Annotated in this window: 9 protein-coding genes, 1 pseudogene and 1 riboswitch; of the genes and pseudogenes, 7 read left to right on the top strand and 3 right to left on the bottom strand. The window is 72.6% G+C overall.

What is annotated here, in order from left to right; all coding sequences use genetic code 11:
- Positions 1-39 precede the first annotated feature (39 nt).
- The gene (locus tag AB6L24_RS10645) at positions 40-1,176 is read right to left on the bottom strand and encodes an alpha/beta hydrolase (RefSeq protein WP_405654540.1); all 1,137 of its coding nucleotides are present in this window, start codon (positions 1,174-1,176) and stop codon (positions 40-42) included.
- 294 nt (positions 1,177-1,470) lie between these two features.
- Positions 1,471-2,235 (bottom strand): class II aldolase/adducin family protein, encoded by a 765-nt coding sequence (locus AB6L24_RS10640; protein ID WP_405654538.1) that lies wholly within the window; start codon positions 2,233-2,235, stop codon positions 1,471-1,473.
- Positions 2,236-2,673: 438 nt separating this feature from the next.
- Between AB6L24_RS10640 and AB6L24_RS10635 the strand changes: the two genes are divergently transcribed.
- The 4 genes from AB6L24_RS10635 (at position 2,674) to AB6L24_RS10620 (ending at position 6,035) form a co-directional block, all read left to right on the top strand.
- Complete coding sequence (locus AB6L24_RS10635; protein ID WP_405654536.1) at positions 2,674-3,948, top strand: anion permease; 1,275 nt, start codon at positions 2,674-2,676, stop codon at positions 3,946-3,948.
- A 12-nt stretch (positions 3,949-3,960) separates the two neighbouring features.
- Positions 3,961-4,188: a hypothetical protein gene (locus AB6L24_RS10630; RefSeq protein ID WP_380851111.1), complete on the top strand. Its 228-nt coding sequence runs from the start codon at positions 3,961-3,963 to the stop codon at positions 4,186-4,188.
- Positions 4,189-4,540: 352 nt separating this feature from the next.
- Positions 4,541-5,401 carry a helix-turn-helix domain-containing protein gene (locus AB6L24_RS10625; RefSeq protein WP_405654534.1) on the top strand — a complete coding sequence of 287 codons (861 nt, stop codon included), beginning with the start codon at positions 4,541-4,543 and terminating at the stop codon, positions 5,399-5,401.
- Between the two features lie 43 nt (positions 5,402-5,444).
- The gene (locus AB6L24_RS10620) at positions 5,445-6,035 is read left to right on the top strand and encodes a hypothetical protein (protein ID WP_405654532.1); all 591 of its coding nucleotides are present in this window, start codon (positions 5,445-5,447) and stop codon (positions 6,033-6,035) included.
- Positions 6,036-6,292: 257 nt separating this feature from the next.
- Here AB6L24_RS10620 and AB6L24_RS10615 read toward each other — a convergent pair whose 3' ends face one another.
- Positions 6,293-6,559, bottom strand: coding sequence for a DUF397 domain-containing protein (locus AB6L24_RS10615; RefSeq protein ID WP_078619328.1), 267 nt, complete (start codon positions 6,557-6,559; stop codon positions 6,293-6,295).
- A 142-nt stretch (positions 6,560-6,701) separates the two neighbouring features.
- Positions 6,702-6,843, top strand: a riboswitch (cobalamin riboswitch).
- A 122-nt stretch (positions 6,844-6,965) separates the two neighbouring features.
- Between AB6L24_RS10615 and AB6L24_RS10610 the strand changes: the two are divergent.
- The 3 genes and pseudogenes from AB6L24_RS10610 to cobN all read left to right on the top strand — a co-directional run.
- Positions 6,966-7,901 (top strand): annotated as a pseudogene (locus tag AB6L24_RS10610) (cobalamin biosynthesis protein); the annotation flags it as partial.
- Between the two features lie 149 nt (positions 7,902-8,050).
- Positions 8,051-9,559, top strand: coding sequence for a cobyric acid synthase (locus AB6L24_RS10605; RefSeq protein ID WP_405654530.1), 1,509 nt, complete (start codon positions 8,051-8,053; stop codon positions 9,557-9,559).
- Positions 9,556-13,203, top strand: coding sequence for a cobaltochelatase subunit CobN (gene cobN / locus AB6L24_RS10600; protein ID WP_405654528.1), 3,648 nt, complete (start codon positions 9,556-9,558; stop codon positions 13,201-13,203). The genes AB6L24_RS10605 and cobN overlap by 4 nt, the downstream gene beginning before the upstream one ends.
- Positions 13,204-13,218: the final 15 nt, after the last annotated feature.

Here is a 13,218-nt window from a genome sequence, read left to right as displayed (position 1 = left end):
GGAGCGTCAGGCCCGGAGGTGGGAAGGGGGTCGCATCGGCTACATCAAGGGGGTGAGGAAGCGGCGCAGCGCCTCTTCGTACCGTGCGGAGTCGGCGTTCCACATGGCGCCGTGGGGCGCATCCGGAACGGTGTGCAGGGTGACGAGGTCAGGGCGTTTTCCGGCCAGTGCCCGGGAGAGCTCCCAGGGGGCGACGGTGTCGCCGGGGCCGTGCAGGACGAGGGTCGGAACCCGCAGGGCCGCGGGGTCGGCGGCGTCGGGGAGGCGGTCGCCGCGCAGACCGGTGCGGCCCTGGGCGGCGCGCACGGCCAGCGGGAGCAGCGCGCCGGGGGTGCGGCGGGCGGTGGCCAGGGCGCGCAGCGTGGTCTCCCAGTCGAGCACCGGCGAGTCCAGGACCAGGCCCTTGACGCGGTCGCGCAGGGCGGAGCGGGCGGCGGCGTGCAGGGCCATCGAGGCGCCGGTGGACCAGCCGTACAGGACGACGTCGCGGGCTCCGTAGCGCACGGCGTAGCGGATGGCGGCGTCCAGGTCGCGCCATTCGGTCTCGCCGAGGTGGCCGAGACCGTCCGGTGGCCGGGGCGCGCCCAGGTCGCCGCGGTAGGCGAGGTCGAGCACCGGCAGCTGCTGGCGGCGCAGGAAGTCCATGACGACCATCGGGTGCTCGCGGGTGGTGCCGAGGCCGTGCACGGTGATCACCCAGGTGTCGCGGGCGCCGGGCACGAACCAGGCGGGCAGCGGACCCAGTTCGCCGGGGACGTCGACGTCGGCGTGGTCGATGCCGAGCGCCCCGCGTGGGTCGCCGATGTGGACCTGTGGCGTGAACCAGACCCGGGCGCCGGGCTCCAGGGTGCCGTGGGTGACGCGTTCGAGGCGGCGCACGACGGTGTCGGCCTCGTGCGGGGCGGCGTCGAGGACCGGGCCGACGACGGCGTGGCAGCCGTCGCCGCTCAGGCCGTACAGGCCGGGGCGCCCGGAGGCCAGGGATCGGGTGAGGGCGATCTGTCCTGCGGCCGTGGAGTGCACGGTCAGACGTGGTTCCGTCGGCAGGGGGCGGCCCGCGGGGGCCTTCAGGGCGGCGTCGCTGGCGTAGCGCCCGGCCGCGATGGCGAGGGCGGTGGCGCCTAGGACGGCGGTTGCGGTGGTGACGACGGCGGTCGTCGCTTTGGCAGGGCGCACCCCAACAGTGTCTGCGGGGTCGGCGAGCGCGGCCAGTGGGCGGCGGCGCGGGAGTGCGCTCCGTGCGGGGACACCGACCGGTCCCGGCCGCGACCCGCGACCCGGTCGCGGCCGCCACGCGCGCCCCGGTCCCGGCCGTCAGCCGCACCCCGGTCCCGGCCGTCAGCCGCGCCCCGGTCCCGGCCCCTTCCCATGCCCCGGCCACGACCCCGCACCGCGTCCCGGCCCGTACTCGCCCGGCTCACCGAGCCGACCCCGACCGCGAGCCACGCCCGCCCCGCCTCGGGGGCGAGGTCAGCCCCCGTCCGCCCTGTCCGCCCCGGCGGACCCAGCCACCCCGGCGGACCCGTCCGTCCCGGCAAGCCCGTCCACCCCCACCCCCCGCTGCCCATACCCCTTCAACTTCCGCCCCGCCTCGCTCACCCGTTCCGCGGACAGGATGCTCGGCGTGCGGCCGGGCACCGAGGTCGCGGTGAGCCAGAGGTGGCACATCCACTCCAGTTGGGCGGTGCGGTCGAAGGCCTGGGAGAGGGAGTCCCCGTAGGCGACCGTGCCGTGGTTCTGGAGCAGGCAGGCCGTGCGGTCGCGCAGGGCGTGGAGCATGTGCTCGGCCAGCTCGTCGGTGCCGTACAGGGCGTACGGGGCGACGCGGACGGGGCCGCCGAGGGCGCCGGTCATGTAGTGGATGGGCGGGAGTTCCGGGACCAGGGTGGAGACGGCGGTGGCGTGCACGGCGTGGGTGTGGACGACGGCCCCGGCGTCGGTGGCGCGGTAGATCGCCAGGTGCATGGGCAGCTCGCTGGTGGGGCCGAGCGTGCCGAGGAGCCGCTCGCCGTCCAGGCCGACGCCGAGGATGTCCGCGGGCGTCAGCCGGTCGTAGGGGACGCCGCTCGGGGTGACGAGGACGGTGTCGCCGACGCGCACGGAGACGTTGCCGGAGGTGCCGACGACCAGGCCGTCCGTCACGGTCCTGCGGGCGGTCGCGACCAGCTCGTCCCAGGCCCGCGCGAGCGCCTCGCGCCCCGCGCCCGCAGTGGTGTCGTGCCGCTGCTCAGTCATGCGGTGATCCTGCCAGAGGGCGCGGCCGCGGGGGCCGGGTGAGCGCGGCGTCCGGGCATCGGGGCGGGCCATGGAATGGAATGGGGGGAGTCCGTGGAGCCTTGGAACACGGCACCGCCACACGGCCGGAGGTTTGAGACCTGTGGGCGGTCCGACGACGGCGCCGGTCACGGCAGGTGATCAGGATCTCTTCCCCGGCTCGACGGCCCAGCTCAGCGGTTCGAACGGGGGTCGCCCGAAAGGACCACGGACGGCCTAATTCCGGGCCCCCCACGGGTCCTCGCCATCACCCCGCCGCCCGAGTGGGTGTATGCCGGAAGGATGTGGAGTGACGGCACCCCGGTTCGAGTCACCGTGCGGCCCAACCCAGTTCACTTTCCGTTCATCCAGGTTGCCTACGTTCCACGAGCCACTGACGTCCAACAGAAGCCTGGGTAAATGGAACACATCACGCTTCTCCTCGGGATCGTGATCGTTACCGCTCTCGTGTTCGATTTCACGAACGGTTTCCACGACACAGCCAACGCGATGGCGACGACCATCTCGACCGGCGCTCTCAAGCCCAAGACGGCGGTGGCCATGTCCGCCGTGCTGAACCTCGTCGGAGCGTTCCTCTCCGTCGAAGTCGCCAAGACCATCTCCGGCGGCATCATCAATGAAGACGGTCTCAAGACCGAAGTGATCTTCGCGGCCCTGGTGGGCGCGATCCTCTGGAACCTGTTGACCTGGCTGCTCGGCCTGCCGTCCAGTTCCTCCCACGCCCTGTTCGGCGGCCTGATCGGCGCCGCCGTGATGTCGATGGGCTGGTCCTCGGTCAACGGCGGCACGGTCGTCACCAAGGTGCTGCTCCCCGCGGTCGCCGCCCCGCTCGTCGCCGGCATCGCGGCGACGCTCGCCACCCGCCTCACGTACAAGATCAGCAGCCGTACGGACGAGAAGGCGACCTCGAAGGGCTACCGCGCCGGGCAGATCGCGTCGGCCGGGCTCGTCTCGCTCGCCCACGGCACGAACGACGCCCAGAAGACGATGGGCATCATCACGCTGGCCCTGATCACCGGTGGCGTGCTCAACCCGGGCGCCAACCCCCCGATGTGGGTCATCGTCTCGGCCGGAGTCGCCATCGCCCTCGGCACCTACCTGGGCGGCTGGCGCATCATCCGCACCATGGGCAAGGGCCTCACCGAGCTGGCGCCGCCGCAGGGCTTCGCGGCGCAGACGTCCGCCGCGACGGCGATCCTCGCCTCCTCGCACATCGGCTTCTCCCTCTCCACCACCCAGGTCTGCTCCGGCGCCGTGATGGGCGCGGGCCTCGGCCGCAAGGGCGGCGTGGTCCGCTGGTCCACGGCGACGCGGATGTTCGTGGCGTGGGGCCTGACGCTCCCGGCCGCCGGTCTGGTCGGCGCGGGCGCCGAGCTCCTCACCAAGCAGGGCACCTGGGGCATCGCCACCACGGCCGCGCTCCTGGTCGGCGGCTCCGCCGTCATCTGGTCGCTGTCGCGCCGCCAGCCGGTCGACCACACGAACGTCACGGCCGACGAGATCGGCACCCCCGGCGCCGGCACCGCCGAGCCCGCGGGCGTCGTGACCACCGCCATCGCCGCCGTCACCCCGCCCCCGGCGGGCCCGGTGACCACCGGCACCGGGACCTCCGCGGTCGAAGGCGCCGCGCCCGCCCCCTCCGTGGCGGACTCCGCCCGGCCCGCCACGGTGTAAGGAAGCAGCAGCATGAAGATCGACTGGGCAGCTCTCGGCTCCGTCTTCGGAGTCAGCCTCGTGGTGACCGTCGCCCTCGTGGGCCTGTTCACCCTTGGGATCGTGGGCCTCTCCAAGCAGGAGCAGGCGCGGACCGCCGGGGGCGGCACGGCCGCGGTACCGGCGCGCTTGGGGGCGTACGCCTGCTTCGCGCTCTGCGTGGCGGCGGTCGCGTACGGGATCTATCTGATCGTCGTCTGACGGCGCGGGCGCCACAGCGCCCCGTCCGAAAAGCCCTGAGGGGCGGCCGAACTGGCCGCCCCTCAGGGCTTTTCGGCGTTCCGGCGCCTGGCCAGGAGGCCCGCGGACCGCGCGGGCGACACGCGCTAGCGATCATCCGCGATCAGGCAACACTGCGACTCGCTCATGTTCGATTAGACATGTGGCATACTGGGTAGCAGCACTCTGCTAGGGTCGGGCGCACATATGTCAGACAGAGCGGCTGCGCTGCGCTGCACGGCGGAGGGCCAGTCTGCGTTAGGCATACCTTCGTATCGCTGCCCTTCGTACGGCTTCATGGCGAGCTGACTCCTGGTCGTAGTGAAGGAGCCTCATGCCCAGCGAACTGGACCCGAGCCTGAACCGCCGTAAGCTCCGCATCGCCCTGCGCAAGGCCCGTGAGGACGCCGGGCAGACCCAGGGTGAGGCGGCGAACGAACTCGAATGGTCACTGTCGAAGCTGAACCGCATCGAGAAGGGCACCGTCAGTGTCTCGGTGACGGACCTGAGGGCACTGCTGCGTCAGTACGGCGTGGACGACGAGGAGAAGGTGACGGAGCTCGTCAACGCCGCTCGGGGCTCGAAGGGCCAGTCGTGGTGGACGCAGTGGTCGGACGTCGCCAATCCCCGGTTCTCCGAATATCTGGGGTTCGAGGCCGCGGCGGTCTCCCTGCGCACTTACCAGCCCATCGTCGTCCCCGGCCTGCTGCACACCGAGGAGTACGCCGACGCCCTGGCCACCCCCGAGGTCAGCGACACGAACACGCGCCGCCGCCTGGTGGAGTTCCGCACCGCGCGCCAGGAGCGGGTCTTCGACCAGGACAACGGGATCGAGGACCTGCACTTCATCGTGGACGAGGCGGCGCTGCGCCGCCGTATCGGCGCCCCGGCGGTGATGCGCGGCCAATTGCAGCGGCTCCTGGAGGTGGCGGAGCATCCGAACGCCACCCTCCAGGTGCTGCCGTTCACCGCCGGGGCGCTGCTGAGCACCCAGACCCCGTTCGCCCTCCTCGGCTTCAAGGACGACGACGACCTGATCTACGTGGAGTTCTCGCAGGCCGTCATCGCGACCCGGGAGAACTACGAGCTGGTCGCCAACTTCCAGGACTGCTTCGAGCAGTTGCAGGAGATCGCGTACAGCGGAAGCCAGGCGATCGACCTGATCAGCGAGGTCAGGGAAGGCTTCGCAGGCTGATTCTCGGAGCCGTCCGCTCCGGGACGAGGGGAGGTCTCGCGCCATGTGGGTCGTCATGTTGGCACGGTGGCTGTGGCACCACCTGACGGCCGCGCAAGCCGCCGCCCCGGACGGCTCCCCCGGCTCCCCCGGCGCCCCTGGGGTCCCTGCCCCTGCGGGCGCCGACGGAGCGGGCGAGGCGGACCCGCCGCCGGGCCAGGACCTCACGGCACCCGCCGCCCCCACCCACGTCAACGACCTCATCCGGGAGGGTATGAAGGACCCCGACTTCGCCCGCGAGCTGGACCGGCTCCTCGACCACGAGCACCGGCGCAGCCTGCACTCCCAGGAACTGCAGACGCTCAGCTTCCTCGCCAAGACGGGCTGCGTCTCGCTGTGCCTGGCCGTCGTGGTCGTGACGATCGCACCCGTCGTGATCATCGGCCGGAGCGTCGTCGCGCACTACGACATCAGCCCCTGGCACTTCGCCGTCGTCCTCAGCGGCGTCTGCGGACTGCTCACCGCCGCCGTGGGCTGGGTCGTACGGATCCTCAGGCGCGGCCGCCGCCAGGACCCCGCCGCTCCGGCCGAGCCCCGCCCGCCGGCCGACGGGGCGTCCGCGGACGGACCCGCTCCACGGGCGGGCGCGGGATGAGCGACGCACGGCCCCACACGACACCGGCGGCGACCGCCACGGCGGCGGACGTCGCCAGCCACACGACGAGCCGTAACGGCACGCCCTCGACGAGGAGGGAGGCGAGCGCGCCCGTCAGGGCGGCCACGCAGCCGCAGAGTCCGCAGTACACCACCACGGCGAGCCGCCTGGTGGACGGCGGGACATGCCTGCTCAGTGGCAGCTGCCTGCTCTCAACCCCCATGGTCTCCAGCCTTCCGTGCGCACGCTGGGACAGGTCACTCCACCCCGACTCTCCCCGAGGCCACCGCCCTCACAAACGCACGCCACGCCGGTGGCGTCACGGCCAGGTGCGTCTCGCCGCGGCGGTTGGAGTCACGCACCCACACCCGATCGCCGGGACGGGCCACTTCCACACAATCGCCGCCCGCCGTGGCGGTGTAACTGCTCTTGAACCACTGCGCTGCCGGTAAGTACGCGTCGGCCACACCGCCCCCTTGCCCCGTGCGCTCACAAGAGTCGGCGTCGCCCGAGCGGGTCCGCATGCCGCGCCGCTCTCCTGCTGTCATGTTCAAGTTTACGAACGGGCGTTGCTCCCGCCTAGCCGTAAACCGGCCCCCGGAACCTTCCGTGTGGAGCTCCGCACACTCTCCCGTCGCAGGTCAACAGCGAGTTGACGGGCGTCGTGGGCCGTGGTGGACTGCCGGAGCCATTTACGGCGGCAGGAGAGGAAGCCGGTGCGAATCCGGCGCGGTCCCGCCACTGTCACCGGGCGATCCGACGCGATCCCCGGGAGCCAGGAACTCTCGCCGCCGATCTCGTCGAACCAGGGCGCGGAAACCCTGAGTGAGGACATATCGCCATGCGCGGCCGCCCGTTGCCGTCCCCTGCTCCGCCCGGGGCCCCGTCGCGGCCGAGAGCCCTCCGCCGCGTGTCGGCGGGCTGACCCCCATGTGTGCCGATCGCGACTTCGCGTACGGCGCCGCCGCCGGACTCCTCGGTGACCTGCTGCTCGGCGATCCTCGCCGCGGGCATCCGGTCGCCGCGTTCGGGCGTGCGGCGGGGGCCGTCGAGCGGGTGCTGTGGCGCGACCACCGCGGGTGGGGCGCGCTGCACACCCTGGTGTGCGCCGGGGGCGCCGTCGGCGCCGGTGCGCTCGCTTCTTTCGCCGTACGCCGCTCGCGTGCCGCTTCCGTCGGGCTGACCGCCGCCGCGGCCTGGGCCGTCGTCGGCGGGACCTCCCTCGCGCGGGAGGCGCGCGCCATCGGGGGCGCCCTCGCCGCGGGGGACGTGGACGTCGCCCGGGAGCGGCTGCCCCATCTGTGCGGGCGTGATCCCGCGGCGCTCGACGCCGACGGGATCGCCCGGGCCGTCGTCGAGTCCGTCGCCGAGAACACGTCCGACGCCGTCGTGGGGGCGTTGGTGTGGGGGGCCGTCGGGGGTGTGCCGGGGCTTTTGGGGTTCCGGGCCGTCAACACGCTCGACGCGATGGTCGGGCACCGGTCCCCGCGCCATCTGCGGTACGGGTGGGCTTCTGCTCGGCTCGATGATGTCGCCGGGTGGCCCGGGGCTCGGCTCACCGGCGTGCTCGCCGTGGTCGCCGGGGGGTCCCCTCGGGGGGCGGTGCGGGCTTGGCGGGCCGACGCCTCGAAGCATCCCAGCCCCAATGCCGGGGTCGTCGAGGCCTCCTTCGCGGGGGCGTTGGGGGTGCGGCTCGGGGGGACCTTGTCCTACGCGGGGCGGGTTGAGCATCGGCCTGTCCTCAACGGCGAGGGGCGGGCTGTCGCCGTGGGCGACATCGAGCGGGCCGTGAAGTTGTCCCGGAGGGTCGGGTGGCTCGCCCTGGGTGTTGCTGTGGCCGCTGACCTTGCACGGGGTGCACGCGCGACCAAGCGGCACCCGGCGCCGTGGGCTGTGCCCACCCGTCCCGCCCTGCGGGACGATCGCCCACAGCGGGAGACGGCAGGCAATCGGCTGCCGGAGCAGCACGGGCAGCCCGCGCCACATGCGCAGTCACAGCGACCTGGAGGTGGCGCGTGAGCGGTGGGCTGTTGGTTGCCGGGACCACCTCCGACGCCGGGAAGAGTGTGGTCACCGCCGGGATTTGTCGGTGGCTCTCCCGCAAGGGAGTCTCCGTCGCGCCGTTCAAGGCGCAGAACATGTCCCTGAACTCGTTCGTCACTCGGGAAGGGGCCGAGATCGGGCGGGCGCAGGCCATGCAGGCGCAGGCCGCTCGGGTGGAGCCCAGTGCGCTGATGAATCCCGTGCTGTTGAAGCCGGGGAGCGACCGGTCGAGTCAGGTCGTGCTCATGGGGAAGCCGGTGGGCGAGATGAGTGCCCGGGGCTATCACGGGGGCCGGCAGGAGGCGTTGCTCGACACCGTCGTGGGATGCCTGGAGGAGCTTCGGGGCACGTATGACGCCGTGATCTGCGAAGGGGCGGGGAGTCCCGCCGAGATCAACCTCCGGCGGACCGACATCGTGAACATGGGGATCGCGCGGGCCGCCCGCTTCCCGGTCGTCGTGGTCGGGGACATCGACCGCGGGGGTGTGTTCGCGTCGTTCTTCGGGACCGTGGCGCTGCTGAGCCCCGCCGATCAGGAACTCGTCGCGGGCTTCCTCGTCAACAAGTTCCGCGGGGACGTGTCGCTGCTCGAACCCGGCCTCGACATGCTGCGCGACCTCACCGGGCGGAGCACCTTCGGCGTGCTGCCGTTCCGGCACGGGCTCGGCATCGACGAGGAGGACGGTCTTCGGGTCTCGCTGCGCGGGGCGGTGCGGGAGTCCGTCGTGGCGGCGCCCGTCGGCGCGGACGTGCTGCGGATCGCCGTGTGCGCGGTGCCGCTGATGTCCAACTTCACCGACGTGGACGCGCTCGCGGCCGAACCCGGCGTCGTGGTGCGGTTCGTGGACCGGGCCGAGGAACTCGTCGACGCGGACCTCGTCGTCGTACCGGGAACGCGCGGAACCGTGCACGCCCTGGAGTGGTTGCGCGAGCGCGGGCTCGCGGACGCGCTGGCGCGCCGGGCCGCCGAGGGCCGGCCGGTCCTCGGGATCTGCGGCGGCTTCCAGGTGCTCGGGGAGCGGATCGAGGACGACGTCGAGTCGCGGGCCGGGACCGTGGACGGGCTCGGGCTGCTGCCCGTACGGGTCACGTTCCGGCGGGAGAAGACCCTGGCGCGGCCCGTCGGCGAGGCGCTCGGTGAGCACGTCGAGGGGTACGAGATCCATCACGGCGTCGCCGAGGTCCTGGGCGGGGACCCCTTCCTGGACGGGTGTCGGGTGGGGGCCGTGTGGGGCACCCACTGGCACGGGTCGCTGGAGAGCGACGCGTTCCGGCGCCGCTTCCTCACCGAGGTCGCGCGCGCCGCGGGCCGCCGCTTCGTGCCCGCGCCCGACACCGGCTTCGCCGCCCTGCGCGAGGAACAGCTCGACCTCCTCGGCGACCTCATCGAAGAACACGCGGACACCGACGCGCTGCTGCGCCTGATCGAGACCGGCGCTCCGTCCGGTCTCCCCTTCATCGCACCGGGGGCACCCTCATGACCGTCCTTCTCCTGTCCACCGCCGACACGGACCTGCTCGCCGCCCGCGCGTCCGACGCGCCCTACCGCATCGCCAACCCGACCCGCGTCGACGTGCGCGAGGAACTGCCCGCGCTCCTGGACGGCGCGGACATCGCCGTCGTACGCCTCCTCGGCGGCAAGCGCGCCTGGGAGGACGGGCTCGCCGCGCTGAAGGCGGCCGGGATCCCGACCGTGCTGCTCGGCGGCGAGTCCGTGCCCGACGCCGAGCTGATGGCCGAGTCGTCGGTGCCCGCCGGCGTCGTCGCCGAGGCGCTGCGCTATCTCGTCGAGGGCGGCCCCGCCAACTTCGTGGAGCTGGAGCGGTTCCTGTCGGACACCGTGCTCCTGACCGGCCACGGCTTCGCCGAGCCGCGGAAGATGCCCGAGTACGGGGTGCACGGGGAGCGCGCGCACGTGGAGGGGCGCCCGACCGTGGGCGTGCTCTTCTACCGCGCGCACCAGCTGTCGGGGAACACCGCCTTCGTGGACACCCTCTGCGACGCCATCGAGGACAAGGGCGCCAACGCCCTCGCCGTGTACTGCGGTTCGCTGCGCGGCGCCGACCCCGGCCTGTACGAGATCCTCGGGCGCGCCGACGTCCTCGTCGCCACCGTCCTCGCCGCGGGCGGCACCCACGCCTCCGACGCCAGCGCGGGCGGCGACGAGGAGGCCTGGGACATCGGCGCCCTCGCCGACCTCGACATCCCCGTCCTGCAGGGCCTGTGCCTCACCTCGTCGCGCGCCGCCTGGCAGGACTCCGACGCCGCCCTCTCCCCCATGGACGCCGCCATGCAGGTGGCGATCCCCGAGTTCGACGGCCGCGTCATCACCGTGCCGTTCAGCTTCAAGGAGCAGGGCCCCGACGACGTCCCCGTGTACGTCGCCGACCCCGAGCGGGCCGCCCGCGTCGCCGGAATCGCCGTCCGCCACGGCGCGCTGCGGCACAAGCCCAACGCAGACAAGCGCCTCGGCCTGGTCTTCACCGCGTACCCGACCAAGCACAGCCGCGTCGGCAACGCCGTCGGCCTCGACACCCCCGCCTCCGCCGTGCGCGTCCTCGACGCCCTGCGGGACGCGGGCTACGCCGTCGAGGGCCACCCCGACAACGGCGACGAGCTGATCCACACCCTCATCAACGCCGGTGGCCACGACGTCGAATGGCTCACCGAGGAGCAGCTCGCCGCCGCCCCCGCGCGGGTGCCGCTCGCCGACTACCGGGCGTGGTTCGACACGCTCGACCCCGAGCTGCGCGACGGCATGCTGGAGGCCTGGGGCGAGCCTCCGGGCGGCCTGTACGTGGACGGCGGGGACATCGTGCTCGCGTCGCTCCGGTTCGGGAACGTCGTCGTGATGATCCAGCCGCCGCGCGGCTTCGGCGAGAACCCCATCGCCATCTACCACGACCCGGACATGCCGCCGTCTCACCACTACATGGCCGCGTACCGCTGGTTGGACAACAGCTTCGGCGCCGACGCCATCGTGCACATGGGCAAGCACGGCACCATGGAGTGGCTGCCCGGCAAGGGCCTCGGCCTGAGCGGCGGCTGCGCGCCGGACGCCGTGCTCGGCGACCTGCCGCTCGTCTACCCCTTCATCGTCAACGACCCCGGCGAGGGCACCCAGGCCAAGCGGCGCGGGCACGCCACCGTCGTGGACCACCTGGTGCCGCCGATGGCGCGCGCCGACACCTACGGGGACCTGGCGAAGCTGGAGCAACTCCTCGACGAGTACGCCCTGGTGAGCGACCTCGACCCGGTCAAGGCGCCGGCCGTGCGGGCGCAGATCTGGACGCTGGTGAAGGCCGCGGAGCTGCACCACGACCTGCACGTCGACGACCAGCCGGACGACGACGCCTTCGACGAGTTCGTGATGCACATCGACGGCTATCTGTGCGAGATCAAGGACGTGCAGATCCGCGACGGGCTCCACATCCTCGGCGGCGGTCCCGTCGGCGAGGCGCGCGTCAACCTCGTCCTCGCGGTGCTTCGCGCCTCGCAGGTGTGGGGCGGTGCCGCCAACGCGCTGCCGGGGCTTCGGGCCTGTCTCGCGGAGCACTTCGGGCTCGATGAGAAGGAACTGCTCGGCGAGCCCGGTGCGGCCGTGAAGGTGGCCGACGGGCTCACCTCGCTGGTGGAAGGGCCCGCGCGTACCGCCGCCGACGCCATCGACCTGCTTGAGCAGCTGTGCCGCCGCCTCGCCGAGGGCATGGAGGAGCGCGGCTGGGACCTCGCCGCCGTGCGCGGCCTCGTCCGTGACGTCGTCGGCGTCGAACTGCCGCCCGCCGTCGCCGTCCTCGGATTCGCCTGCGAGGAGGTCGTGCCCCGGCTCGCCCGCACCACCGACGAGATCGGGCACATCCTGCGCGCCCTCAACGGCGGCTACGTCCCCGCCGGACCCTCGGGCTCCCCCACGCGCGGCCTCGTCAACGTCCTGCCGACCGGCCGCAACTTCTACTCCGTCGACCCCAAGGCCATTCCGTCCAGGCTGAGTTGGGAGGTCGGACAGTCCCTCGCCGACTCGCTCATCGCGCGCTATCTGGCCGACACCGGCGAGTACCCGAAGTCCGTGGGCCTGACCGTGTGGGGCACCTCCGCCATGCGCACCCAGGGCGACGACATCGCGGAGATCCTCGCGCTGCTCGGGTGCCGGCCCGTGTGGGACGACGCGTCGCGCCGCGTCACGGGCTTCGAGGTCGTGCCCGTCGCCGAGCTGGGGCGGCCCCGCATCGACGTCACCGTCCGCATCTCCGGGTTCTTCCGCGACGCCTTCCCGCACGTCGTGGGGCTGATCGACGATGCCGTGCGGGCGGTCGCCGATCTTGACGAGGCTCCGGACCAGAACTATGTACGCGCCCACGTCGACGAGGACACCGCCGAGCACGGCGACCGGCGGCGCGCCACCGCCCGCATCTTCGGCTCCAAGCCCGGCGCGTACGGGGCGGGGCTGCTGCCGCTCATCGACGCGCGGAACTGGCGCTCCGACGCCGATCTGGCGGAGGTGTACGCGGTGTGGGGCGGCTACGCGTACGGGCGGGGGCTCGACGGGCGGGCCGCTCGGGGGGACATGGAGACCGCTTTTCGGCGGATCGCTGTCGCGGCGAAGAATGTCGATACGCGCGAGCACGATCTCGTCGACGCCGACGACTATTTCCAGTACCACGGCGGGATGGTCGCCATGGTGCGGCATCTGACCGGTGAGTCGCCCGAGGCGTACGTCGGGGACTCGGCCGTGCCCGATCAGGTCAAGACGCGGACCTTGGGGGAAGAGACCCACCGGGTGTTCCGGGCGCGCGTCGTCAATCCGCGGTGGATGGCCGCGATGCGGCGGCACGGGTACAAGGGGGCCTTCGAGATGGCCGCCACCGTGGACTATCTGTTCGGGTACGACGCGACCGCGGGTGTCGTGGACGACTGGATGTACGAGAAGTTGTCCGCGGAGTACGTCTTCGACCCGGAGAACAGGGCCTTCATGGAGAAGTCCAACCCGTGGGCGTTGCGGGGGATTTCCGAGCGGTTGCTGGAGGCGGCGGAGCGGGGGCTCTGGGCCGAGCCGGACGCGGAGACGTTGGAGCGGTTGCGGGCCACGTATCTCGAGCTCGAGGGAAACCTGGAGGGGGACGGCTGATGGCCCTCAACACCC

It is taken from the genome of Streptomyces sp. RK9, from assembly GCF_045070545.1.
Lineage (GTDB): Bacteria > Actinomycetota > Actinomycetes > Streptomycetales > Streptomycetaceae > Streptomyces > Streptomyces alboflavus.
This window is presented reverse-complemented; position numbering and strand designations above follow the sequence as displayed.